Origin of the sequence: Paraburkholderia sp. RL17-347-BIC-D, assembly GCF_046027915.1 — a bacterium.
Lineage (GTDB): Bacteria > Pseudomonadota > Gammaproteobacteria > Burkholderiales > Burkholderiaceae > Paraburkholderia.
Genome location: NZ_JARESS010000064.1, coordinates 1 through 23,022, shown reverse-complemented (window position 1 = coordinate 23,022; position 23,022 = coordinate 1). Strand labels below are relative to the sequence as shown.

Genomic DNA, 23,022 nt, shown 5'->3' with positions numbered 1-23,022 from the left:
CGTCGGTTGGGAAGAGATCGTCTTCGACCCATTTATTGAATACTATTCCATTTTGTAACTTCATTCAAACCAGGCTCAGCCCTGGTTCATCAGAAGATTTTCTCTTTGGCCCGCTTTGGGCTTACGTCAGCGGGTTCCGACCACGCCGCCGACGAGGTCCGCGCGGCCGAAGCGGTTTTGGCGCGCGCAGCCGCGTCGCGGCCGGCGAGATAGGCAAACGCGAGTCCAGGTCCCAACGTGATGCCGGGTCCGGGATACACGCCGCCCATCACCGATTGCATGTCGTTGCCGCATGCGTACAAGCCGCCGATAGGTTGATCGTCGCGACCCAGCACGCGGGCGTCCTGATCGCTGACCAGCCCGGTCGCCGCGCCGATGTCGCCCGGATAGAGCCGCACCGCGTAGAACGGCGCGCGGCCGATCGGCCCGAGGCAAGGATTCGGTCCCGGCCAGTTTGCGTCGCCGTTGGCGCGCTGATAGTCGGTCGTGCCGCGCTGAAAATCCGCATCCACGCCGGTCTGCGCGTATTCGTCGATGCGCGCGACGCTATCGGTCAATCCACGTGGGTCGATGTCCAGCTTGCCCGCGAGTTCGTCGAGCGTATCGGCGCGTGTCAGATAGCCGTCGGCGAGAAATGGGGCGATGCCTTTGCCACCGGGACGCACCATGCCGAGACCGTATTTGCGCAAGCTTTCGGCATCCGTGACGAGATACGCAGGCACGCACGGCGACTGGCGATGCGCCTCCTGCATCGCGATACCGAACAGGTGATACGAAGTGTTTTCGTTGAGGAAGCGCTTGCCCGCCTGATTGACGACCACCATGCCGGGCTTGCCGCGATCCATCAGAAAGTGAGGGAACACCGCGGTCGTGCCATCCTTGCGCTTGCGTACGGAGACCGGCGCCCAGAACGCGTTGCTCAACGCGCCTTCGCCATAACGTGCGCCGATGGCGAGCGCGAGATCGTGCGCGCTGCCGGTGTGTCCCGGCGCGCCGGGACACCAGCTCGGATCGACGCCCGGCAGCATCGCGCTGCGCCGTTGCGGATGCCGGTTGAAGCCGCCGCTTGCGAGAATCACGCCGCCTGTCACCGCGATTTGACGCCGCTGGCCGTTCTGGCTCAACGTGATTCCGTCGACACTGCCGTTTGCGCCGGTGCGCAACGCTTCGAGTTTCGTGCTCACCAGCACGGTGACGTTGCGAGCCAGCAGCGAATAAAGCAGACGGCCGATCAGCGCATTGCCCATTACGAGACGCGTGCCACGCGGCCAACTCATGCGGTCGCAAGCGTGGCGCGCGAGCAGCTTCACGGCGTGGCGCAGGGACTTGAGCGACTTCGTCATGCCGAGCAAATGACCGACGTCGTCGCGATCCACCATCATGCCGCCGAGCACCGTGAACTCGGGAATCGGCGGACGGATCAGCGCGAAGTGCTTGCCGAGCTTGCGGCCGTCGAAAGCGAGCGGCTCCAGCGCGCGGCCTCGTAAAGTCGAGCCTTCGAGCTCGGACAGATAATCCGGATGAAACGGGCGCGCCCTGTATTTCACATCCGAATTCGCCTCGATATGCGCGACGGCCTGCGGGCCGGCGGCCAGAAACGCGCGACGCAACGCCTCGCTGCTGCGCTCTCCCACCGCGCGGCGCAGAAAAGCCTCGGCGTTGGCGCTGCTGTCGTCCGGATTGACGGAAGGGCCGTGCATCGAGTCGGGAATCCACGTTGTGCCGGCCGAATAGGCTGTCGTGCCGCCCACGTATTCGGTGCTTTCCACCAGCAAAACGCGTGCGCCTTCGATGGCAGCGAACAGCGCCGCCGACATCCCTGCCCCGCCGGCGCCGATCACCACGACGTCGAACGTTTCGTTCTGCTGCAATCCGCTGAGTGTCTCCACCATGTCCTGCTCCTTTGCTCCTTGTCTAGGCCGCGACGAGTAGTTCGTCGCAGTTCGTCGACATCCGTAGAATTTGCTTTGATTTCGGAATACTATTCCACAAATGCAAAAATGCAAAATACTTCTGCACTCACGGAGGAAAGACGATGCGCGTATTGGTGACGGGAGGAAGCGGGTTTCTGGGGGCGTGGATCATGCGGCGCCTGCTCAGCAAAGGCATCAGCGTGCGGGCGTTCGATCTGCGCGCCGACACGCGCCTGCTGGAAGCGCTCGCGCCTGAGCAGACCGCAACGGCGCAATGGGCGAGCGGCGACATTGCGAATCCAGCCGATGTGTCGCGCGCACTGGACGGCTGCGATGCGGTGATTCATCTCGCGGGCATGCTCACGCCGGCTTGCGCGCTCGATCCGGTGCGCGGCGCGCAAATCAATCTGATCGGCACGCTCAATGTTTTCGAAGCCGCGCGCGCGGCCGGCTTGAAGAATGTGCTGTACGCGAGCAGCGCGGGCGTCTTCGGACCCGATGACGGCACCGTGCCTTTTCCGCAGACCTTTTACGGCGCGTTCAAGCTCGCCTGCGAAGGCGCGGCGCGCGCGTACTGGCACGACCACGGCATTGCCAGCGTCGGCTTCCGGCCTCTCGTCGTGTATGGCGCCGGACGCGAAACGGGTTCGAGCGCTGGACCGAGCCTCGCGTGCCGCGCAGCGGCGCGCGGCGAGCCGTACACGATTCCGTTCACCGGCTCGACAGGCCTCGTTTTCGCGGACGATGTCGCCGCCGCCTATGAAGCCGCTCTCGTACGAGCGCCGCGCGGCGCGCATGTGTTCACCCTGGCGGGCGACATCGTTTCGGTGGATCAGGTCATCGAACGTATCGGCGTGATCGTGCCGGGCGCATGTATCGATACAACCGGCGCGCCGTTACCGATCGCCACGTCGTTCCCCGTAGATCCAACTCTTGAGGAGTTGCTGCCCGATCTGCCGCACACGTCGCTTGACGAAGGACTGCGTCAGACCGTGGATTTCTATCGACAACCTGCTTCATTTCACATCCATACGAAATGATTTTATTCTTGAATACTATTCCACAAAGCGTTAGAGTTCGCAGGAACCGACCCACCGGTCAAGGATCCGTTCGGGCCGAACCCACTCAAGCAAAATCGCCCGGCATCGCGCAAGATGAAAACCGGGCAACACTCTGGAGACATACAACATGACGCAACCCGACGCCCCTTCTTTTTCCGCCTCGCTGGATGAAGGCCTCAGCGGCGCCACGCGGGTGATTTTCATCGTCGGCGATCCGATCGCGCAGGTACGCTCGCCGTCCGGCGTGACCGCCGCTCTGCGCGCCGCCGGACGCGATGCGCTGGTGGTCCCAGCGCACGTCGCGCCCGCCGACCTGCCCGCGTTTTTTGCGGGCGTGACACCCATGCGCAATGTCGACGGCGTGATCATTACCGTGCCGCACAAGTTCAGCGCCACCGGGTATTGCGGCTCGCTCACCGAACAGGCGAGCTTTCTCGGCGCGGTGAACACGTTGCGCCGCACGGCGGACGGCAGTTGGCATGGCGGCATGTTCGACGGCACCGGCTTCGTCGCCGCGCTCATCGATACCGGTTGCGATCTGCGCGGTAAACGCGCGCTGCTGGTCGGCGCGGGCGGCGCGGGTTCCGCGATCGGACATGCGCTGGTTCAAGTCGGCGTGGCGTCGCTCGACGTGCGCGATAACGATGCCGAACGCACGGCGTCGCTGATCGGCCGGTTGAATGCGCTCGGACAAGGCGAGGTGCATAGTGTGGCCGCTTCCGTGGATGCGAATGCGTACGACGTGGTCGTCAACGCGTCGCCGCTCGGCATGCGAGCGGACGACCCGCTGCCTATCGACGTATCGCGTTTGCCGGCCACGACGTTCGTCGGCGACGTGGTGACGAAGCCGCCGCTCACGCCGTTGATCGAAGCCGCCCGCGCGCGCGGATGCCCGACTGTGACGGGCACGCAAATGTTCGGCCGTGTGTGCGACCGGATGGTCGAGTTTTTGCTGGATGCGGATCGGTGAATGAAGATTCGGACGCGACAGCGGCTGCGGCTTGCGCTGCTACACTTGCGCAATGCCAACCTGTAGAAGACATCTGCCGCGCGACCCGATGCGGCGGGTCTTCTCCTGAATCACGCTCCAATCCATGCTTCGATTCGAAAACCTCAGCAAGCGCTACGGCGAACGCCTCATCTTTCAGGGATTGCATTACGACACGGTATCAGGATGCGTCGCGTTAAACGATGAGTCCGGCAGCGGCAAGTCGACGTTGCTCGGCATCCTCGCGGGCACGATCGAGCCCGATACGGGCGAAGTGTGGCTCGGCGGCCACTCGCTGCGCAGCGCGTCGCTGGCCGCGCAATCCGCGCTTACCTATGTGCCCGAAGACTGCATGCCTTATTCGGATCAGACCGGACGCGAGTATCTGAGCAATGTGGCATCGGCGAGAAACACCACTGTAACCGCTGACACGCTGTCGCTCGCGGACCGCTTCGGCCTCACGCCGCATCTCGACAAACGCTTTGAACAGATGTCGTTCGGTACGCGCAAGAAGTTTTTCCTGACGGCTGCCGTGCTTGGCGAAACCCAGGTGCTGATCGCGGATGAACCCGTCGGCGGACTCGACGCCGCCGCACGCGCCGTGCTGGTCGATCTGTTCAAGACACTGGCGCAAACGCGCACGGTGTTTTTCTCGAGCTACGACGAGGTCTTTACGGATGCGTGCGAGGCGCGCAGCATCAACTTCGCCGACTTGGGTAGGCACGACTAACGCGCCCTTGCATGCCACTTAGCAGCGCCATAAACAGCGCGAGCGAAACGGGCAACCCGGCTTTCACTCACGCATACGAAGCGCTTATACCGCCACGCAAATCTTCCCGAAGTGAGCGCCGGATTCCTCGTGCGAAAACGCCTCGCCGAGTTTCTCCAGTTCGAACGTGCTGTCGATCACCGGCTTGATGCCCATCACTTCGAGCGCCCGGATCATATCGCGCTGATCCTGACGGCTACCGACGATCAAACCCTGCAAACGCTGCTGCCGCGCCATCAGCGCCGCGGTCGGCACCGGCCCTGCCCGTCCGGTCAACACGCCGATCAGCGCGATATGCCCGCCGATCCGGCAGGCGGTGATTGACTGCGGCAAAGTCCCCGGACCGCCCACTTCGATCACATGATCGACACCGCGGCCATCAGTCAGCGAGCGGACCTGCTTGCCCCATTCGGGAGTGTCGCGATAGTTGATCGTGTGATCGGCTTCGAGTTCGCGAAGTCTGGCGAGCTTTGCGTCCGATGAAGACGTGGCAATCACCGAAGCGCCCATCGCTTTGGCCATCTGCAAGGCGAAAATGGACACGCCGCCGGTGCCTAGCACGAGCACCGTATTGCCGGCCTTCAACTGGCCGTCCACGACGAGCGCGCGCCATGCGGTGAGCCCGGCTGTGGTCAACGTTGCGGACTCGGCGTGGCTATAGCCGCGCGGAGCGTGCGTGAAGTAGTGGCTCGGCAGCACGACGGCTTCGCGTGCGTAGCCGTCGACGCCGTCGCCGGGTGTGGTCTTGAAATCGGCAATGGCGGGCGGCCCGTTTTCCCAGAACGGGAAGAAGCACGACACCACGTGATCGCCCGCTTTGAATTCCGACACGCCCGCGCCGACTGCCTCGACGACGCCCGCGCCGTCCGCCATCGGAATCCGCCCTGCGTCCGCCGGCAGATTGCCGCTCACCACGCCGTAGTCGTGAAAATTCAAGGAGTTCGCGTGAATGCGCACGCGAATCTGGCCCGCCGCGGGCTGACCGGGATCGGCGATGTCGACGACCTGGAGATTGGCGACAGTGGCGGGCGAACCGATTTTGACGGCTTTCATGTTTCAGTTCCTCTGTGAGTTGCGCCGGCGCGTGAGGCGTCGCGGCGAAATGCTCGCAAAAGAATACCGCAAGCTTGCTCAGCGCGTCGTCGGACGCGCACAGGCTAGCGCGGGCGAAACGCGCGCTGAAAGCTCATCATGAGTGGGGAAGTCCCTTCACGGCGCCCGTGAATGACACGGGGCGCTCGCGAGGATCATGCATTCATTTGACGGTCTGAATGACTTCGAAGCCTTCGAATTCCGGATGCCCGAGATAGAGCACCCGGTTGTCGCCACCTGCGCTGCGATGCGCGGCGCGAAAGGCGTCGGATTTCGTCCACGCCTCGAACGACGCGTAGTCCTTCCAGATCGTATGGCTGGAATAGAGAACGTGATCGTCCTTCTGTGGACCCTTTAGCAGATGAAATTCCACGAAACCCGGCACTTCTTTCAGGTGCGTATCGCGCGTGGTCCACAGATGTTCGAAGGCGGCTTCGGATCCGGGCGTCACTTTGAAACGGTTCATGGCAATGTACATGCTGAAGGCCTCTTTGCAGTCACGATGTATCTGACGGCTTGCCGGACTCGAACGACCCGTTCCCGCAAACCCGTCAGGCGGCCTTTCATTATATGCGCGCCATTCTTCCTACCGATGTCACGACTGCGAGCCACCCAGGCGATCCGATCGCATCCGCGTTCAGGCCGCTTTGTCCTGCGCCACCTGTTCGAGCCAGAGACGGCTGTCGGGAAACCAGAATGCGTCCGGCCGCGGCGGCGACACGAGTTTTACCGGCAGCGACGGGTTGAATATTCTGGACCATGCCGACAGATACGACGGCGTCTTCACCAGATAACCGCAACGGGACAACAGCAGACTGGATAGGAGCGCTTCACGGCCGATTTCGAGTCCCGGATAGCCGCTGAAATGAACCGGCGTATTGCCATACGCGAGCAATTTAGCGGGGGCGACTTTGACCGGCTTGCTAAACGGCCAGGCGACGAAAAAGTCCAGAAACGCCTGTTCGTCGCTTGAAACGAAGACGTTGTCGAGGTGCGGATTCTCCGCCAGCGTCGTTTCTACGTGGCGGCAGAAATCGCCCCATGAAACCGGGATGGCCTCAAGCGATTTATCCGTGCCTCTGAAATGCGCACCGAGCGTGGACGCGCCGATCTCGAGCTTCTGGCAGATCGCTTCGACTTCATCGCCGATATGGCCGGCTGGCCGGTAATGTGCGAAGAATAGTTCGCTGGCGCTGTTGAGTTGAAGCTGAGTCTCGTAGCGTTGACGAAACCCAAGCTGGACCAGATCGCGAACCGTCGACTTTCTCACCTTGTGCGTGAACGGCGCCGCCGCCTTGCCATTCACGGACTCGAAGAAGGACGAGAACCAGTCGATCGCTCCTGCAGCGTCTCCGTAGAGGCCGCCGCGCGCGCTGATGCACGGCGTCAGACACTTCTCGTCGCAATACATCAGAATAAACAGGACCATCTGCATCACGGAGAAAAAACCAGAGTTCTCCTGAATTTCGATGGCGAAGATTCCCCTGTTTAATCGCTGCGTGGCATGAAGTGAAATGCGACGTGGTGTGGCGACCGAATGCTTGAACCCCTCGCTGCGTCGGATCTGTTTCGCCCGATCGACTACTTTTCTTAGCATGCCCGGCTCCTAATGAAATCTAGGTATTTTTAAATTCGCACGCGTCTATGCATGAAGAAGTTCATGACGTCCGAGCATAACATCTCAAACGCCTGGGGCGAGTAAGTTCCGCGTGTCTTAGTGAGCTAGCGCACAAAGGAATCGGTAAGACTTCCCCGTGAGTTGCGGCGGTTGCATGACGTGGGCGAAGCCATGCAACGTCGGACGATAAGACGGTGTGCGGGAGGCATCCAAACGGCAACGCGCGAACAGTAATGGTTTATCCGTATGACACGTTCAGCAAGAATGCGATAGGCAGACAACCCGCGTGTGGTGACTACTCTCGCTTCTCCAGTTTCACCACCGTCAGCGCCCCGTCCACCTCGTCCGCGACGAAGTCGATCCTGTCGCCGGACTTGACCTGCGAGAGCATTGCCGCGTCCTTCACCTTGAACACCATCGTCATCGCATCCATGCCGAGGTTTTCCAGAGGACCATGTTTTATGGTCAGTTTGCCGGCAGTTTTATCCACCTTCCTGATTTCACCATGAGACATCGCGGCTTGCGCACTGGCGTGCGCGCTCGCCGACGCGTCAGTGGCTTCACCCGCCGCGTACGCCGACGTGAAAACCATGATCACGCAACCAATCACCATCGAAGCCAACCCATTCTTCATCTCATACACTCCCACGTTAATTACGATCCACACGGCCAACCTGCTGCTGCCGCTGCCGCCGCCGACGTCAACCGTCCGGCAGCTCGCCGGTATATTCATAAGCCACCGTGCCCCTGGGATGCCGAAACCAGCCCGGATCTCGGTAGTCGTTGCGCCCCAGCCCTTCACGCACTTTCACCACCGTAAACATGCCGCCCATTTCCAGCGCGCCGAATGGGCCGGTGCCGGTCATCATCGGAAGTGTGTTGTCGGGCAGTGGCATCTCCATTGCCCCCATCGACCCGCCGGTACTGCCCATCGCCATGTAGTCGGGCACCAGCCGGTTGATGCGTTTGGCGAGGTCTTGCTGCGGCACGCCGATCATGCTCGGGACCTGATGCCCCATCGCGTTCATCGTGTGATGAGACTTGTGGCAATGAAATGCCCAATCGCCGGGACGATTCGCGGTGAACTCGATGGCGCGCATCTGCCCGACCGCGACATCGGCGGTCACCTCGGGCCAGCGCGCGGACGGCGGAATCCAGCCGCCGTCGGTGCCCACCACTTCGAAGTGGTAGCCGTGCAGATGAATCGGGTGATTCGTCATGGTCAGATTGCCGACGCGAATCCGCACACGATCGCCCGCCCGCACCGGCAATGAATCGATGCCCGGAAACACGCGCGCATTCCACGTCCACATGTTGAAGTCGGTCATCTCGTTGACGCGCGGTGTGAAGCTGCCGGGGTCGATGTCATAAGCGGACATGATGAACACGAAGTCGCGGTCCACCTGCATCACGCCGGGATCTTTCGGATGGACGATGAACGTCCCCATCATGCCCATCGCCATCTGGACCATCTCGTCGGCGTGCGGGTGATACATGAAGGTGCCGTGCTTCTCCAGCTGAAACTCGTAGACGAAGGTCTTGCCCGGTGGAATGTGCGGCTGCGTGAGGCCGCCCACGCCGTCCATGCCGCACGGCAGCAGCATGCCGTGCCAGTGGACCGTGGTGTGCTCCGGCAACCGGTTGGTCACGAAGATGCGCACCTTGTCGCCTTCGACCGCCTCGATGGTCGGCCCCGGCGCCTGGCCGTTGTAGCCCCACAGATTCGCGCTCATGCCGGGCGCGAGTTCGCGCACCACCGGTTCGGCGATCAGATGAAACTCCTTCCAGCCGTTCTTCATGCGCCACGGCAACGACCATCCGTTGAGCGTGGCGACCGGCATGTACGGCCGGCCACTCGACGGCGCGCGCGGCGGCTGCATCGAGGCTGTGGCCATCGTGGGTGCTTCGGGCAGCGACGCGGCGCCGGCCTTGCTCACCAGCGCGGCTCCCAGCAAAGCGGCGCCCGAGCCGCTCATAAAATGTCGACGTGACATCATGCTATTGACCTTCGGATTCAGTGGACGACGCCGTTTGCGTCGTGGAGGCGAGTGGCGTCGCGTTAGTGGCAACCGGCAAACGGCCGCCGAGTGCCTGTTGCAAATCGGCCTGCGCGAGCCAGTAGTCCTTCAGCGCGTCGATAGCGCTATTCACCGCGCCGATCTGGTCACGTGAATCGGCGAGCAGTTCGAACACGCTTGCGAGCATTCCGTTGTAGCGAAGCAGCAACTCGTCGGAGATGGTCTTGCGCAGCGGCACGACTTCGTCGCGATAGTGCTTCGCGAGGTCGTAGTCGGACACGTAGGCGGAATACGCTTCGCGCACCTCGGAACGCGCGTTGATCGCGGTCTGTGCGACGCGATTCGCCGACTGCATGTAGATCGCTTCGGCACGCGCGACTTTGGCGCTGCCCCAATCGAAAACCGGAATCTCGACGCTGATCTCGTAGCCCTGCTCGCGTCCGTCGGAAGTCGTGAAATTGTTCTGATAGCCGACGTCCAGCACGTTGATGAAACGCGTCGCTTTGCTTAAGCCCAGTGAACTGGCCACGCTTTGCGTTTGCAGTTTCGAGGCCTGGATGTCGAGCCTGTTTTGCATCGCAAAGGTTTCCAGATCGCGCAACTCCGGGCGTGTGGCAGGCAGATCCGGCAGACGCTCGGGCAGTGCGTAGTGCGCTTGCGAACCCCAGAGGCCCATCACGCGAGTGAGCTTTTCTCGCGCGGACACCGACTGCTGTTGTACTCTTGCCACTTGCGCGATGGCTCCCGCGTAGAAGGCCTGCTCGCGCGCGTAATCGAGCTTGCTGAAGTTGCCGGCCTGCTGCATGCGCCATGCGAGTTCGGCACTGGCCTCTGCCGCGTCCTTCACCTGCTCCGCGTAGGCGGCCGATTGCGTGGCAGCGACTGCGCGGAGGTAGGCGCGCCGCGCATCGGCGGCGACCTCGAGCATGGCGTTGGCGGCCAGTAAGCGGGTCTGTTCGAAACGGCGGCTTTCGATGCGCGTCGTCAACGGCATCGTCAATACGCGCAACATGCCGAGCGTGAACGTGCGGCTGATACTCAGGTCATCGCCACCATGCGTGCGGCTGAACGAGAAGCCGGGATTCGGCAAGCGTCCGACCTGAACGAGATCCGCTTCATCGATGCCCAACTCGCTGTACGAGGCCTGCAAACCGCGGTTGTTCAGCAGCGCGATCTGGACGGCGGCGTCCATGTTGAGCGGCGCGGAAAGCAGTTCTCGCGTGCGGTTGGCGACGGCACTTCGATCCTCGTCGGTCTTTATCAGTACGGCGTCTTTGCCGAGCCGCTCGGACGCGGCGGTCGACACCGTGCCGAAGCCGCCGTCGTTCGAGAACGTCGCGCAGCCGGCGAGCAGCGTCACCGCGATGGCAATTCCAATTGTGCGGGTGGCTGGAAACAGGCACGGCCTCATTTTTCCGCCCCTTCGCGGTCAGAACCGTGGCCGTCTTCTTTAGCGTCAGCGCTGCTCGACTGCATCGAACCGTGGCTCGCTCCAGCGTGCCCCGCTGGATTCGTGACCTCGCGATTGAGCGCTTGCCAGCTCGGCGCTTGCTGCTCACGGTATGGGCGATAGTCGGCCAGCGCGGAGGGCGCATCGATCGCCGGCACGGATGCCGCCGGGTCCGTCGGCTCGGGAAGTATGGGTGTAGCATGCGCGAGCGTCGGCAGACATGCCGTCGCGCCGAGCAGCGCCGCAATGAACGTTCGCATGATTCGTCTCGTCAAGTACGGCCATGACGGACGACGCACAGCCGTCCATCAAGGCGAAATGGAACAACGCAGCGTGAGGCTGCGAAAGAACTAGACGAGAGAAATGCGGGGAGGCCGTTCGACGCCGCCGGTCAGAAACGACGCGACGCGGACAGTGGGAGGCAGGGGAACAGCGAAATGAACCGCGTTGGCGGACGGGGACGCAACGGGCGTGATCGGCAGCGCGCCGCCGAAACAGCAGGACGCGCAAGTGGAGCACGCGTGCGCATGATGCTCGCCGCCCGCGGAACCATGATGCTGAAGATGGGTACTGCCGCTATTGTCGGCTTGCTTGGCCATCATCGCGACATGGTCGTGATGATGGGCCATTGCACCGCCTGCCTCATGGCGCGCGGGCGTCGCATCGCCCACGGAATGCGAGGACTCGCATTTCATGGAGACGGCCGCGAACGACTGAACCGGGAGGCTCAGCACAAGCAGCACGACAGTGAAGAGTTTGCGCCAGTAAGACATGGGTACGAAGTCTAGCACGCAGGTTTGCAAAATCGTAAGGCTGGGACGATGCCGCGCGTGATGGCTTTGCGTGCGCGGCTACGGTTTTCAGCCAATCACGAAAACCTGCTTGACCTTACCGCCGTGGGAAGGTCCACGCTCGAGTCATGACTTTTCATTGGAGGTAGGAAATGGAATTTGCCATCCCGGATATGTCGTGCGGCGGTTGCGCCAACGCCATCACGCGTGCAGTCACGAGTCTCGACCCTGCAGCGAAGCTCGAAGTCGATGTCCCCGTTAAAATCGTCAAGGTCACGTCGACGCTGGCAGCCGAACAACTCATCGAGGCCATCGAGGCGGCGGGCTTTCATCCGTCGCTGAGAGCCTGATGGACAACCTTTTTCCCAACGGACAATCACAATGAAAAAACTTCGCGCCTTTCGTGCCCTTTGCCTCTTCAGCGGCTTTGCGTTTGCTGTCGCGGCCGTGCCCGTCCACGCCCAGCAACCGGCCGCCATGCCCGGCATGGACATGTCCAAGTCAGCGGATGCAGGCTCCGGCGATGCGACGCAAGCGTTCAAAGCCGCCGACGACAAGATGATGCAGGACATGAGCGCCGACTACACGGGCAACGCCGACAAGGACTTTGTCGCTCACATGATTCCGCATCATCAAGGGGCGATCGAAATGGCGCAGGTCGAGTTGAAGTATGGCAAGGACCGGGAGCTGAAGCGGCTGGCCAGAAACATCATCAAGGCGCAGCATGACGAGATCGCATTCATGAAGAGTTGGCAGGCGAAGCATGGGGTGAAGTGAGGGCCTGGCGCGATTCGAAGGAGACGATCATGACCGACACTCAGCGGCTCAATTACCTACGCATCGCGCTGGTCTTGACGGGCATCACGTCCATTGGACTTTACCCGCTGATGATCGTCTGGCCCGACGGTTGGGTCTGGCATACGGGACATTCGGAATATCCCCTGATGATTGTCGGCATGTACGCCACGCTGGGTGTGTTCCTGATTCTCGCGGCCCTGAATCCACTCGCTCATCTGAGCCTCATCTGGTTCGCGGTGTGGTCGAGCGTGGTGCATGGCGGGATCATGGCGATCCAGGCCCTGATGAATGCCCCGTACCGCGGCCATCTTCTCGGAGACGTGCCGGCGCTTTTACTCGCGGCGCTCGTTTTAGGGCTGCTCACTCCACGCCGCGACAAAGCCAGATTTCTACGGGAGTGACGCTAATTTCGGATTCATGCCGCTTCGCTTGCACGGCCGTGGCGTCTAAGCACCTCTTTCATCGAACGCACCGTCCACGCCGCCTGCCGCCGCAACGGCAGCAGCAGAAACACCAGCCATCTCACCCCGGCTCCGCCGCCACCCCGCCGGCGGCATCCCGAACTCCCGCTTGAAAGCCCGATTGAAGGCCGCCTCCGACTCGTACCCTACCTGATCCGCCACCGCCGCCAGCGACTTCGTCCCGCCACGCAACTCCTGCGCGGCGATCTGCAAACGCCAATGCGCGAGATACTGCATAGGCGGCTGACCGAGCAACTGCGTAAATCGCTGCGCCAGCGCCGACCGGGACAAGCCCGCTTTGCGCGCCAGTTCGTCGACTGTCCAACCATGCGCCGGCTGCGCATGCATCAGCGCGAGCGCACGACCGACAAACCGATCCCCCACGCCCGCCAGCCAGCCTTTCCGGTCGGACGGCAGCGCATCGATGCAACGCCGCACCGCCTCCACGAAAAGCAGTTCCGATAGACGCGCGAGAACGATCGCGCTGCCTACACGCCATTCCGCCGCCTCGGCCGCCGCAAACCGTAACGACGATTCGAGCCACGCGGACTGCGGGTCGTTGCGCATGTCGACCTTGAAGATGCGCGGCAGCGCGGACAGCACCGGGTTGCTCAACGTGTCGTCGCACGCGAGAAAGCCGCACACCAGACGCGTGCGCTCTCCACCACCGCCGTAGCGAAGCGCCATCAACTGTCCCGGTGAATTCCGCAGCTGACTCTCGAGCAATTCGCCGGTGGGTCCGGGCGTGATGTCGAGTGAACTGCCGAGCAGATGCGCTTCGCCTTGCGGCACGACGAGCAGTTCGCCGGCAGCGACGTAAATGGCGGATTCAGGGTCGTCCGGGAGCGCAGCCCAGCAGCCGCCCTCGGTGATCAGGTGGTAGGAGACGATACGTTCCGCTGGGGGAAGGAAACTGCCGCACAACGCTGCGTTCGCCTGGCCGTACAAACACCAGGGTGCAGTGAAGTCGCCGTTTAGATACACCGCACCACCAAGGCGAACCAGGCGGAGGACGTCGGAGAGCGCATCCATCATTGTTTCCAGGAACTTCGGCGTCCTGCACAAAAGATCTGGACGCCTGGTCATTCATCGATTCAACAGCCGCACTGATACTAGCATCCATGCGAATCCCTTACAACAATGCTAAGGAATCTTGAATGAATCGAATACTTAACGTCAATTAAGGAGGCACCACATGAATTCATAAGTCTTGGCGCCATAACACTAGCGTGCATCGCACAAATTTTTCTCTGGAGCATCCCCATGTCTGAAGTCCACTCTTCTTCATCACACACCTCCGAATTCGCTGACGTCAAAGCGCGCCAGCACGCCGCGTGGGAAACGGGCAATTACGCCGTCGTCGGCACGACGTTGCAGATCGTCGGAGAAAATTTGTGCGAGGCACTCGATCTACGCGCCGGCAGCCGCGTGCTGGATGTCGCGGCCGGCAACGGCAATGGCACGCTCGCCGCCGCGCGCCGCTGGTGCGATGTCGATTCGACCGACTACGTGGCCTCGCTGCTCGACGCGGGTCAGGCTCGTGCGCGAGCGGAAGGTCTGACAACGGTGCAGTTCCGCGAAGCCGACGCCGAAGCGCTGCCCTACGAGGACGCCACCTTCGACGTCGTCATGTCGACCTTCGGCGTCATGTTCACGCCCAATCAGGAGAAGGCGGCAAGCGAGCTGGCGCGCGTGTGCAAACCCGGCGGCAAGATCGGTCTCGCGAACTGGACGCCTGATAGCTTCATCGGCCAGGTGTTCAAGACGATTGGCAAATACCTGCCTCCGCCGCCTGGCCTCAAGTCGCCGGCATTGTGGGGCACCAGGGCGCGGCTCGACGAACTCTTTCACGGGAATGTGCGGAGTGTCGCCGTAACGAGCCGCGAATTCATGTTCCGTTACCGCTCGCCCGCGCATTGGCTCGAGGTATTCCAGACTTACTACGGCCCCATCAACAAGGCATTCGCCGCGATGGACGACGAACGGCAAGCGGCCTTCCAGCGCGATCTCATGACGCTGATGGAAAGCCGCAACCGTTCCGGCGACGGGACACTCGTGCTGCCCAGCGAGTATCTCGAGATCGTGATGGTGCGGCAATGAACGGGGTCGGCCGCGTACTGGCCGGCGCGGCTGTCTACTTTTTCAATCGATGGCCAAAGGCCAGCGTCGTCGGCTTGCGGTGTATGTCGCTGGCTTTCGGCCTGCCGCTGTTTTCGTCCGTTTGCTTCTTCGGTCTTCGGTTCGTTCTCGCCAGCTTCGGGCTGATGTCTTAGGCTTCACCGTTGCATCAAACCCGATTTTTCCCGGCTTCGTCCTTTCCGGACGAAACCGGATGTCCGCAAGGTCGCGTGACCGTTTGACTTCGCGCCGTTGTCAAACCGTCACGACGATCTTGCCCAATTGTTCGTTCGACTCCAGAAAGCGATGCGCGTCGACGATGCGCTCGAACGGAAATGTGGCGGCAATGACCGGCTTCAGTGACCCCGCCGCGAGTCCATCGAGAATGAACGCCTTGGCGGCCGCCAGGCGCGCCGGATCGCTCAGGATCTCGTGCACGAGGTAGCCGCGCAGCGTGAGTGACTTGCTCAGCACGGTGAACAACGGGAACGGCGTCGGCTCGGCGCTCAGGCCGCCGAATTCGATGAGCATGCCGCCGCGAGACATCGCCGCCGTGAGCGGCTCGAATATCGGACCGCCGATCGGATCCAACACCACCCTCACGCCGTCCGGCCCGGCAACGTCTCTCAATCTGGCAGCCAAATCTTCCTCAGCCGAAGCGATCACATGAGCCGCGCCCTGCTCGAGCAAAGCCGCCTTCTTGGCAGACGTCCGCGTCACGGCAATCGGGTTCGCGCCGACCATGTTGGCGATCTGGATCGCGGCCAGACCGACGCTGCTCGATGCCGCAGTCACAGCAACCCACTCGCCCCGCCTCAGTCCGGCAATGTCGATCAACGCGCCGTAGGCAGTCAGGTAGGGCATCCAAAGGGCCGCGGCTACCTCCCAACCGAGCGACGACGGGTGCTTGACCACACGCCCCGCCGGCACATTGATCAGCTCGGCATCAGCCGGCCAGCGTACCATCGATACCGGCGGCACGATGCTGACGGCATCGCCGGACGCGAAATCCCCCACACCCGCACCGACCGCTGCGACCACGCCCGCCGCCTCGAGCCCGAGACCGGACGGCAACGCCGGTGTCTCGATGTAGGTGCCCGCGCGCAGCAACGCCTCGGCGCGGTTCAGGCCCAACGCCTTCACACGAATCTGAACTTCGCCCGCTGCGGGCCGTGGAACCTCCACGTCTTCGATACGCAGCACGTCGGGCCCACCATGCCGATCAAAACGGATCGCGCGCGCCATATAGCCTCCACTCGGAATCAATTGAACCGAATACACTATGACAGCCCGCATCAGCGGGATAAATGACGCAATAACTAGAACAGTCGAAACCGGAGCTTCCGAATATGGATCGCCTCATGAGCATGGCCGTGTTCGTCAAAGCCGTCGATCTGGGCTCGTTCGCGGCCGCGGCGGACGCGCTGGCCCTGTCGGGACCAATGGTCGGCAAGCACGTGCGGTTTCTGGAGGAGCGCCTGGGCGTGCGGCTCATCACGCGAACAACGCGCCGCCAGAGCCTGACGGAGTTCGGCCGCGCCTACTATGAGCGCTGCCGCGTCGTGCTCGCCGAAGCCGACGCGGCCGATGCGCTCGCCGCCGACCAGCTTGCCGAGCCACGCGGCAAGCTGCGTGTCACGATGCCGGTGCACTTCGGCAGACGCTGCGTCGCGCCCGTCCTGCTGGCGTTCGCACGACATAATCCGGCGCTGGAACTGGATCTGTCGTTCAACGACCGCTTCACGGACCTCGCCGAGGACGACTACGATCTCGCCATCCGGACCGGCGAACTGGAGGACAAGGCGGGGGTGATAGCGCGGCGCATCGCGCGTCAACGCATGATCGTGTGCGCGTCGCCGTCGTATCTGGAGATGCATGGCGAGCCACGGGGGATAGAGGAACTCGGCGGACATCAGGCGATCATCTACCGGCGCTCCGGCCGGATTCGCCCGTGGCTGTTTCCGCAAACCGGCCACCCGCCGATAGCGATCACGCCACCGAACCGGTTGCGGCTCGACGACCTCGACGCAATCGCCGACGCCGCGATCACGGGCATGGGTCTGGCGTGGCTCCCCTCCTGGCTGGTGCGCGAGCGCATTCAGGCGGGCGAGCTCGTGCAGGTGCTGCCGGATCAGCCGGCGTTTCTCTACGACGCGTACGCGCTCTGGCTGCAAACACCTCACTTGCCGCGCAAGGTGCGTCTGGCGGTCGACGCATTGGTCGATGCGTTACCCCGGCTCATGACGTGAACGGCCCGCTTCGTCTTACTGGACACGCCTGCGCAAGCGCGACAAAGCACCCGTGACGTTGCGCGCATGATAGCTCCCGGATAGATGGGAGAACCACATGTTCACGCGCACACACGAAACGCAGTCGACAACGAACCTCGCCGGCACGAGCAATCAGGCCACCACCCCCGAAGAGGAAAAAAAAGAGAGTGCTGCGCAGCCCTCGGTGTCGTCGAAGATCGCGGCGTTCGAAGCACTGAAGCAGCCGCCGACGCGCTCGCCGGCAGCCGTCACGCCGCACACGCCATCGGCCAGCTTCGCGCTCACGTCCGGCGCGAGCAACAAACAGCCGCTGGGACAATCCACGGCCACGAGCGCGAGCACGACCACGGGTGCGAAGGCCGGGCCGCCGCCAATCAAACCGAAGCCGCAGGGACTGACCGTGAAGACATCGAGTCTGGCCGGCCACTCCGGCAATGCTCGAACATCCAGCAAGAACGAGGGCGAGGCGCCGGCGCGCAACGAAGAAGAATCGAACGCGACGGTGAGCGGTCGCTCCGTGTCGAATCGCAACGACCCGCCGGCCTCTTTCCGCCTGGCCAAAACATCTACTGCAAACGCGCAATCCGCCTCGACGTCCAGTTCGAGCACCTCAGCGCCTAGCGAGGTCTCCAGCGTCGCGCCCACGCACGCGATTGGACCGACCTCGGCCACGAGCAACGTCGGCGCGGCCGCAAACGTCGCCTCCGCTCACCACGACGACCGGACGCCCGCGGAAATACAGCACGCCTTCAAGACAAGCGGCCTGTTGATCCGTACGCTGCAAATGAAGAACGCGCACCACGAGTTCCACAACTGCAACGTCTCGATCGACGCTGCCCGCGAACAGGCAAAAACGGGCGGACACGGCGGCCTGCGCAAATGGTCATTGGCCCACGCGGAACTCGAGCCGCAGTACTACAAGATGGGCGCTAACGTGTCCACCATGGCCCGTCCGTGTGCGGTTCTCGCGATGCCCGACCTGGTCGGCAATCACGTGGTCGGCGTGTATGACAAAGACCATTCCTCGGGCGGCATCACAGATACGATGAAACCCCTCACGCCGGACGACAGGAAGAAGCAGATAGGCGGCCTTCTCGGCACGCTGAAATCCAATCAGGCGCAGCACGGCTCGCTGGAAAATTCGGAGATTCAGACGGTCGGCATCGCGCCGGGCAGTATCGCCGCCTTGATGTTCGATCCCATGTCGGGGCAGGCAGGCAGGACGACGTGGCAGAACAGCAAGCCGAAGTTCGAAGAGATGCTCTCAAAAGCGGGACCGGAATTTCACGGCCGCAACTTCCCTGTCTTCACCTTTGCCAGCAAGGGCGGACGGACGGAGTTGACGCATATCGATACGCTGAGAGCGTCACCTCCACCGGCGGCGAGCGGGCCTTCGACAAACTAACAAGCGAATCGGCGCGTTCGCGCCGGCCGCCTCATCTTTCCTGCGGTACCCGTACCCAGCCTTCCATCAGCACCCGCGCGCTGCGGCTCATGATCGCCTTGATGACCGTCCACTCGCCGCCGCTTTCGCTCGCCTCGGCGCCGACCCGCAGCGTTCCCGAAGGATGTCCGAAGCGCACCGACTCCTTCGCGCCGCCGCCCGCCGCGAGATTCACGAGGGTCCCCGAAATCGCCGCCGCCGTGCCGATCGCGACCGCCGCCGTGCCCATCATCGCGTGATGCAGCTTGCCCATCGACATCGCCCGCACCAGCAGATCGACGTCGCCCGTGCCGATGCGCTTGCCGCTCGACGCCACGTAGTCAGCCGGCTTCGCGACGAACGCGACCTTCGGCGTATGCTGGCGCGTCGCGATCTCGTCGAGATGCTTGATCAGCCCCATGCGCAGCGCGCCGTGCGCGCGGATCGTCTCGAACATCGCGAGCGCCTTGTCGTCGCTATTGATCGCGTCCTGCAACTCCGTGCCCTTGTAGCCAATCGACTCGGCGTCGACGAAGATGGTCGGAATGCCCGCGTTGATCATCGTCGCCTTCAGCGTGCCGACGCCGGGCACTTCCAGATCGTCCACCAGGTTGCCGGTCGGGAACATCGAGCCGCCCGCGCCCTCTTCTTCCGCTGCGGGGTCCATGAATTCGAGCTGCACTTCCGCCGCCGGGAACGTCACGCCGTCGAGTTCGAAGTCGCCGGTTTCCTGCACGGCGCCATCGGTCATCGGCACGTGTCCGATGATCGTCTTGCCGATGTTCGCCTGCCAGATGCGCACGGTCGCCACGCCGTCACGCGGAATCCGGCTCGGATCGACGAGACCCGCGCTGATCGCGAACGGCCCCACAGCGGCGGAGAGATTGCCGCAATTGCCGGTCCAGTCGACGAAGGCCTTATCGATCGACACCTGGCCGAACAGATAGTCCACATCGTGATCGGGCCGGCTGCTTTTGGCGATGATCACCGTCTTGCTGGTGCTCGACGTCGCGCCGCCCATACCGTCGATCTGCTTGCCGTACGGATCGGGGCTGCCGATCACGCGCATCAGCAGCGCGTCGCGTGCGGCGCCTGGCACCTGGGCCGCTTCGGGCAAGTCTTGCAGGCGGAAGAACACGCCTTTACTGGTGCCGCCACGCATGTAGGTGGCCGGAATCTTGATCTGGGGTTGGTGGGCCATGAAAGTCCTGTCCTGATGAGAGCGGGTGTCATGGCCTATCGCGCCATATCACCCGTCCCGCGTTGAAACGTTCGTCGCATCGAGCGAAGCGATCTAAAAACCAGCCAGCCTCAAGCCGCCTTCTTCGACGACTCGAGAAAGTCCTGCGCAAAGCGTTGCAGCACACCGCCGGCTTCGTAGATGGAAACCTCTTCGGCGGTATCGAGCCGGCACGTCACCGGCACCTCGACCCGCTCGCCGTTCTTGCGCTGGATCACCAGTGTGAGGTCCGCGCGCGGCTTGCGCTCGCCGACCACGTCGAAGGTTTCCGTGCCGTCGATTGCCAGCGTGAGCCGGTTCACACCCGGCTTGAACTCCAGCGGCAGCACGCCCATGCCCACCAGATTCGTGCGGTGAATCCGCTCGAACCCTTCGGCGACGATCGCTTCCGCGCCGGCAAGACGCACGCCCTTCGCCGCCCAATCACGCGACGAACCCTGCCCATAGTCGGCGCCGGCAATCACGATCAGCGGCTGCTTGCGCTCCATGTAGGTTTCGATGGCTTCCCACATGCGCGTGACCTTGCCTTCGGGCTCGATACGCGCCAGCGAACCCGCCTTCACCTTGCCGTCTTCGAGCACCATCTCGTTCTTCAGAGTCGGGTTCGCGAAGGTGGCGCGCTGCGCTGTCAGGTGATCGCCACGGTGCGTCGCGTAGGAATTGAAGTCCTCTTCCGGCAAGCCCATCTTCGCCAGATATTCGCCCGAGGCGCTGTCCGCCAGAATCGCGTTGGACGGCGACAGGTGATCGGTCGTGATGTTGTCGCCGAGCACGGCGAGCGGACGCATGCCCTTGAGCGAGCGCTCGCCCGCGAGCGCACCTTCCCAATACGGCGGACGGCGAATGTACGTGCTCATCGGGCGCCAGTCGTAGAGCGGATTGGCTTTCTCGCCCGTGTCGACGGAAACGGCGAACATCGGCTCGTACACCTTGCGGAATTGCTCCGGCTTCACGCTCGACGCGACGATCGCATCGATCTCCGCATCCGATGGCCAGATGTCCTTCAGCGTGACCGCATGGCCGTCGGCATCGATACCGAGCACGTCCTTCTCGATGTCGAAACGGATCGTGCCCGCAATCGCATACGCCACCACCAGCGGCGGCGACGCGAGGAAAGCCTGCTTCGCGTACGGATGGATACGGCCGTCGAAGTTGCGATTGCCCGACAGCACGGCGGTCGCATACAGATCACGCTCGACGATCTCTTTCTGGAGCACCGGATCCAGCGCACCGGACATGCCGTTACACGACGTGCACGCATACGCGACCACGCCGAAGCCCAGTTGCTCCAGCTCGGGCAGCAACCCGGCTTCTTCCAGATACAACGTGACCGCCTTCGAGCCCGGCGCGAGCGAGGTCTTCGCCCACGGCTTGCGAGTCAGTCCGCGCCGGTTCGCATTACGCGCGAGCAAACCCGCAGCGATCATATTGCGCGGATTGTTGGTGTTCGTGCAGCTCGTGATCGCGGCGATGATCACCGCGCCATCCGGCATCAGGCCCGGCTCGTTCTCCACCTTGCCGCTGATGCCGCGCGCCGCCAGTTCCGACACCGGCAACCGGCGATGCGGGTTCGACGGGCCGGCGAGCGTGCGCACCACTGTCGACAGATCGAACTTCAGCACGCGTTCGTATTCGGCCTGCGCAAGGCTGTCGGCCCACAGGCCGGTTTCCTTCGCGTAGGTTTCCACCAGCTTGACGAGTTCGTCGTCGCGGCCGGTGAGCTTCAGATACTTGATGGTCTGTTCGTCGATGTAGAACATCGCGGCCGTGGCGCCGAATTCGGGCGCCATGTTGGCGATGGTCGCGCGGTCGCCGAGCGTCAGCTTGGCCGTGCCCGCGCCGAAAAACTCGAGGTACGCGCCGACCACTTTTTCCTTGCGCAGGAATTCGGTCAGCGAGAGCACGACGTCGGTCGCCGTGATGCCTTCAGCCGGCTTGCCCGTCAGTTCCACGCCGACGATATCCGGCAGGCGCATATACGACGCGCGGCCCAGCATCACGCTTTCCGCTTCGAGCCCGCCCACGCCGATCGCGATCACGCCGAGCGCGTCCACCATCGGCGTATGCGAGTCGGTGCCGACCAGCGTATCGGGAAACGCGACGCCGTCTTTCACCTGCACGACCGGGCTCATGCGCTCCAGGTTGATCTGGTGCAGGATGCCGTTGCCCGGCGGAATCACGTCGACGTTCTTGAACGCGCGCTTGGTCCAGTTGATGAAGTCGAAGCGGTCTTCGTTACGGCGGTCTTCGATCGCGCGGTTCTTCGCAAACGCGTCCGGATCGAAACCACCGCACTCGACGGCGAGCGAATGGTCCACCACGAGTTGTGTCGGCACCACCGGATTGACCATCGCCGGATCGCCGCCTTGCGCGGCAATCGCGTCGCGCAGGCCGGCAAGGTCGACCAGAGCGGTCTGGCCGAGAATGTCATGACACACCACGCGCGCCGGGAACCACGGAAAATCCAGTTCGCGCTTTCGTTCGATGATCTGCCTGAGCGACGCGTTCAACGTGACCGGATCGCAACGGCGCACTAGGTTTTCGGCCAGCACGCGCGACGTGTACGGCAGCTTGTCGTAAGCGCCGGGCTGGATCGCGTCGACCGCGGCGCGCGTGTCGAAGAAATCGAGCTGGGTGCCGGGAAGGCGTTTGCGGTTTGCAGTATTCATGGCGTAGGGGACAAAACAGTAATGATCCGGGGACGATGGCGGCGGCCGATCACGTCGGCGGCCCCTTTTTTAATCGCGTCTCCCTGGCGGGCCAGTCAGGCAGTACGTGTAGTTTAGCTTGCGGCGGCGTGCTGGTCGGGTTTGCGCGCGGCCACGTGAATGCGCCGCAAAAAACGGCCTCGGCCCGGGGTTTCAGCGAGCCAAGGCCCAACTTCATTGCGCCGCGCTCTTAAGACGCAATGGAGGAGAAACGCTTGCATTCGCGCGGCTACGCGTTCACGCGCCCGACTTCGATAAAAGGCACCCTCAAACGCGCTTCGCGAGCGGCACGAACGGCAGGTCG

22 protein-coding genes are annotated in these 23,022 nt (G+C 62.9%); 10 read left to right on the top strand and 12 right to left on the bottom strand.

Features of this window, described 5'->3' with window-relative positions; translation table 11 throughout:
* Positions 1–89: 89 nt before the first annotated feature.
* A complete protein-coding gene (locus tag P0D96_RS41950; RefSeq protein ID WP_408319740.1) occupies positions 90–1,892 on the bottom strand; it encodes an FAD-dependent oxidoreductase in 1,803 nt (600 codons plus the stop codon).
* Positions 1,893–2,035: 143 nt separating this feature from the next.
* Here P0D96_RS41950 and P0D96_RS41945 point away from each other — a divergent pair, with 143 nt between their 5' ends.
* The 3 genes from P0D96_RS41945 (at position 2,036) to P0D96_RS41935 (ending at position 4,692) form a co-directional block, all read left to right on the top strand.
* Positions 2,036–2,953 carry an NAD-dependent epimerase/dehydratase family protein gene (locus P0D96_RS41945; RefSeq protein ID WP_408319738.1) on the top strand — a complete coding sequence of 306 codons (918 nt, stop codon included), beginning with the start codon at positions 2,036–2,038 and terminating at the stop codon, positions 2,951–2,953.
* A gap of 148 nt (positions 2,954–3,101) precedes the next feature.
* Positions 3,102–3,944 (top strand): shikimate dehydrogenase family protein, encoded by an 843-nt coding sequence (locus P0D96_RS41940; RefSeq protein ID WP_408319736.1) that lies wholly within the window; start codon positions 3,102–3,104, stop codon positions 3,942–3,944.
* A 124-nt stretch (positions 3,945–4,068) separates the two neighbouring features.
* Positions 4,069–4,692, top strand: a complete 624-nt coding sequence (locus P0D96_RS41935; RefSeq protein WP_408319734.1) for an ABC transporter ATP-binding protein — start codon at positions 4,069–4,071, stop codon at positions 4,690–4,692.
* Between the two features lie 84 nt (positions 4,693–4,776).
* Here P0D96_RS41935 and P0D96_RS41930 read toward each other — a convergent pair whose 3' ends face one another.
* From P0D96_RS41930 to P0D96_RS41900, 7 genes are all read right to left on the bottom strand, one after another.
* Positions 4,777–5,784 (bottom strand): zinc-dependent alcohol dehydrogenase family protein, encoded by a 1,008-nt coding sequence (locus P0D96_RS41930; RefSeq protein WP_408319732.1) that lies wholly within the window; start codon positions 5,782–5,784, stop codon positions 4,777–4,779.
* Positions 5,785–5,986: 202 nt separating this feature from the next.
* On the bottom strand, positions 5,987–6,301 hold the full coding sequence (hmuQ, locus tag P0D96_RS41925) for a heme-degrading protein HmuQ (protein ID WP_310816162.1): 315 nt from the start codon (positions 6,299–6,301) through the stop codon (positions 5,987–5,989).
* 159 nt (positions 6,302–6,460) lie between these two features.
* On the bottom strand, positions 6,461–7,420 hold the full coding sequence (locus P0D96_RS41920; protein WP_408286421.1) for a hypothetical protein: 960 nt from the start codon (positions 7,418–7,420) through the stop codon (positions 6,461–6,463).
* A gap of 316 nt (positions 7,421–7,736) precedes the next feature.
* A complete protein-coding gene (locus P0D96_RS41915) occupies positions 7,737–8,075 on the bottom strand; it encodes a copper-binding protein (RefSeq protein ID WP_408319760.1) in 339 nt (112 codons plus the stop codon).
* 67 nt (positions 8,076–8,142) lie between these two features.
* Positions 8,143–9,438 carry a multicopper oxidase family protein gene (locus P0D96_RS41910; protein WP_408177873.1) on the bottom strand — a complete coding sequence of 432 codons (1,296 nt, stop codon included), beginning with the start codon at positions 9,436–9,438 and terminating at the stop codon, positions 8,143–8,145.
* A 1-nt stretch (position 9,439) separates the two neighbouring features.
* Positions 9,440–10,870, bottom strand: a complete 1,431-nt coding sequence (locus P0D96_RS41905; protein ID WP_408319730.1) for a TolC family protein — start codon at positions 10,868–10,870, stop codon at positions 9,440–9,442.
* Positions 10,867–11,169: a hypothetical protein gene (locus P0D96_RS41900; RefSeq protein WP_408177871.1), complete on the bottom strand. Its 303-nt coding sequence runs from the start codon at positions 11,167–11,169 to the stop codon at positions 10,867–10,869. The genes P0D96_RS41905 and P0D96_RS41900 overlap by 4 nt, the downstream gene beginning before the upstream one ends.
* 267 nt (positions 11,170–11,436) lie before the next feature.
* Here P0D96_RS41900 and P0D96_RS41895 point away from each other — a divergent pair, with 267 nt between their 5' ends.
* The 4 genes from P0D96_RS41895 to P0D96_RS41880 all read left to right on the top strand — a co-directional run bounded on the left by P0D96_RS41895 (position 11,437) and on the right by P0D96_RS41880 (position 12,899).
* Positions 11,437–11,697 (top strand): hypothetical protein, encoded by a 261-nt coding sequence (locus P0D96_RS41895; protein WP_408319728.1) that lies wholly within the window; start codon positions 11,437–11,439, stop codon positions 11,695–11,697.
* Between the two features lie 155 nt (positions 11,698–11,852).
* Entirely contained in the window at positions 11,853–12,050 is a 198-nt protein-coding gene (locus P0D96_RS41890; protein ID WP_132381944.1) for a heavy-metal-associated domain-containing protein, read from the top strand.
* A gap of 31 nt (positions 12,051–12,081) precedes the next feature.
* Complete coding sequence (copM, locus tag P0D96_RS41885; RefSeq protein WP_408319726.1) at positions 12,082–12,477, top strand: CopM family metallochaperone; 396 nt, start codon at positions 12,082–12,084, stop codon at positions 12,475–12,477.
* A gap of 29 nt (positions 12,478–12,506) precedes the next feature.
* Positions 12,507–12,899 carry a DUF6632 domain-containing protein gene (locus P0D96_RS41880; protein ID WP_408319724.1) on the top strand — a complete coding sequence of 131 codons (393 nt, stop codon included), beginning with the start codon at positions 12,507–12,509 and terminating at the stop codon, positions 12,897–12,899.
* Between the two features lie 45 nt (positions 12,900–12,944).
* On the opposite strand, the gene P0D96_RS41875 is transcribed toward P0D96_RS41880, so the two are convergent.
* Positions 12,945–13,991, bottom strand: a complete 1,047-nt coding sequence (locus P0D96_RS41875; protein ID WP_132381938.1) for an AraC family transcriptional regulator — start codon at positions 13,989–13,991, stop codon at positions 12,945–12,947.
* Positions 13,992–14,222: 231 nt separating this feature from the next.
* On the opposite strand from P0D96_RS41875, the gene P0D96_RS41870 reads away from it, so the two are divergent.
* Positions 14,223–15,059: a class I SAM-dependent methyltransferase gene (locus P0D96_RS41870; protein ID WP_408319722.1), complete on the top strand. Its 837-nt coding sequence runs from the start codon at positions 14,223–14,225 to the stop codon at positions 15,057–15,059.
* A 273-nt stretch (positions 15,060–15,332) separates the two neighbouring features.
* Here P0D96_RS41870 and P0D96_RS41865 read toward each other — a convergent pair whose 3' ends face one another.
* The gene (locus P0D96_RS41865; RefSeq protein ID WP_408319720.1) at positions 15,333–16,322 is read right to left on the bottom strand and encodes a zinc-dependent alcohol dehydrogenase family protein; all 990 of its coding nucleotides are present in this window, start codon (positions 16,320–16,322) and stop codon (positions 15,333–15,335) included.
* 104 nt (positions 16,323–16,426) lie between these two features.
* On the opposite strand from P0D96_RS41865, the gene P0D96_RS41860 reads away from it, so the two are divergent.
* Together P0D96_RS41860 and P0D96_RS41855 are read left to right on the top strand one after the other, a co-directional pair.
* Positions 16,427–17,326: a LysR family transcriptional regulator gene (locus P0D96_RS41860; protein ID WP_408319718.1), complete on the top strand. Its 900-nt coding sequence runs from the start codon at positions 16,427–16,429 to the stop codon at positions 17,324–17,326.
* A 97-nt stretch (positions 17,327–17,423) separates the two neighbouring features.
* Positions 17,424–18,752: a hypothetical protein gene (locus tag P0D96_RS41855; RefSeq protein WP_408319716.1), complete on the top strand. Its 1,329-nt coding sequence runs from the start codon at positions 17,424–17,426 to the stop codon at positions 18,750–18,752.
* Between the two features lie 31 nt (positions 18,753–18,783).
* Here the strand turns inward: P0D96_RS41855 and prpF are convergent, their stop codons facing one another.
* On the bottom strand, positions 18,784–19,971 hold the full coding sequence (gene prpF, locus P0D96_RS41850) for a 2-methylaconitate cis-trans isomerase PrpF (protein WP_408319714.1): 1,188 nt from the start codon (positions 19,969–19,971) through the stop codon (positions 18,784–18,786).
* Between the two features lie 110 nt (positions 19,972–20,081).
* Positions 20,082–22,679, bottom strand: coding sequence for a Fe/S-dependent 2-methylisocitrate dehydratase AcnD (gene acnD, locus P0D96_RS41845; protein WP_408177862.1), 2,598 nt, complete (start codon positions 22,677–22,679; stop codon positions 20,082–20,084).
* Positions 22,680–23,022 lie beyond the last annotated feature (343 nt).

What these genes read in the sequence shown, in the direction of transcription:
- P0D96_RS41950 (WP_408319740.1), bottom strand. Translation starts at nt 1,892, where the DNA reads ATGGTGGAGACACTCAGCGGATTGCAGCAGAACGAAACGTTCGACGTC.
- P0D96_RS41945 (WP_408319738.1), top strand. Translation starts at nt 2,036, where the DNA reads ATGCGCGTATTGGTGACGGGAGGAAGCGGGTTTCTGGGGGCGTGGATC.
- P0D96_RS41940 (WP_408319736.1), top strand. Translation starts at nt 3,102, where the DNA reads ATGACGCAACCCGACGCCCCTTCTTTTTCCGCCTCGCTGGATGAAGGC.
- P0D96_RS41935 (WP_408319734.1), top strand. Translation starts at nt 4,069, where the DNA reads ATGCTTCGATTCGAAAACCTCAGCAAGCGCTACGGCGAACGCCTCATC.
- P0D96_RS41930 (WP_408319732.1), bottom strand. Translation starts at nt 5,784, where the DNA reads ATGAAAGCCGTCAAAATCGGTTCGCCCGCCACTGTCGCCAATCTCCAG.
- hmuQ (WP_310816162.1), bottom strand. Translation starts at nt 6,301, where the DNA reads ATGTACATTGCCATGAACCGTTTCAAAGTGACGCCCGGATCCGAAGCC.
- P0D96_RS41920 (WP_408286421.1), bottom strand. Translation starts at nt 7,420, where the DNA reads ATGCTAAGAAAAGTAGTCGATCGGGCGAAACAGATCCGACGCAGCGAG.
- P0D96_RS41915 (WP_408319760.1), bottom strand. Translation starts at nt 8,075, where the DNA reads ATGAAGAATGGGTTGGCTTCGATGGTGATTGGTTGCGTGATCATGGTT.
- P0D96_RS41910 (WP_408177873.1), bottom strand. Translation starts at nt 9,438, where the DNA reads ATGATGTCACGTCGACATTTTATGAGCGGCTCGGGCGCCGCTTTGCTG.
- P0D96_RS41905 (WP_408319730.1), bottom strand. Translation starts at nt 10,870, where the DNA reads ATGAGGCCGTGCCTGTTTCCAGCCACCCGCACAATTGGAATTGCCATC.
- P0D96_RS41900 (WP_408177871.1), bottom strand. Translation starts at nt 11,169, where the DNA reads ATGCGAACGTTCATTGCGGCGCTGCTCGGCGCGACGGCATGTCTGCCG.
- P0D96_RS41895 (WP_408319728.1), top strand. Translation starts at nt 11,437, where the DNA reads ATGATGCTCGCCGCCCGCGGAACCATGATGCTGAAGATGGGTACTGCC.
- P0D96_RS41890 (WP_132381944.1), top strand. Translation starts at nt 11,853, where the DNA reads ATGGAATTTGCCATCCCGGATATGTCGTGCGGCGGTTGCGCCAACGCC.
- copM (WP_408319726.1), top strand. Translation starts at nt 12,082, where the DNA reads ATGAAAAAACTTCGCGCCTTTCGTGCCCTTTGCCTCTTCAGCGGCTTT.
- P0D96_RS41880 (WP_408319724.1), top strand. Translation starts at nt 12,507, where the DNA reads ATGACCGACACTCAGCGGCTCAATTACCTACGCATCGCGCTGGTCTTG.
- P0D96_RS41875 (WP_132381938.1), bottom strand. Translation starts at nt 13,991, where the DNA reads ATGGATGCGCTCTCCGACGTCCTCCGCCTGGTTCGCCTTGGTGGTGCG.
- P0D96_RS41870 (WP_408319722.1), top strand. Translation starts at nt 14,223, where the DNA reads ATGTCTGAAGTCCACTCTTCTTCATCACACACCTCCGAATTCGCTGAC.
- P0D96_RS41865 (WP_408319720.1), bottom strand. Translation starts at nt 16,322, where the DNA reads ATGGCGCGCGCGATCCGTTTTGATCGGCATGGTGGGCCCGACGTGCTG.
- P0D96_RS41860 (WP_408319718.1), top strand. Translation starts at nt 16,427, where the DNA reads ATGGATCGCCTCATGAGCATGGCCGTGTTCGTCAAAGCCGTCGATCTG.
- P0D96_RS41855 (WP_408319716.1), top strand. Translation starts at nt 17,424, where the DNA reads ATGTTCACGCGCACACACGAAACGCAGTCGACAACGAACCTCGCCGGC.
- prpF (WP_408319714.1), bottom strand. Translation starts at nt 19,971, where the DNA reads ATGGCCCACCAACCCCAGATCAAGATTCCGGCCACCTACATGCGTGGC.
- acnD (WP_408177862.1), bottom strand. Translation starts at nt 22,679, where the DNA reads ATGAATACTGCAAACCGCAAACGCCTTCCCGGCACCCAGCTCGATTTC.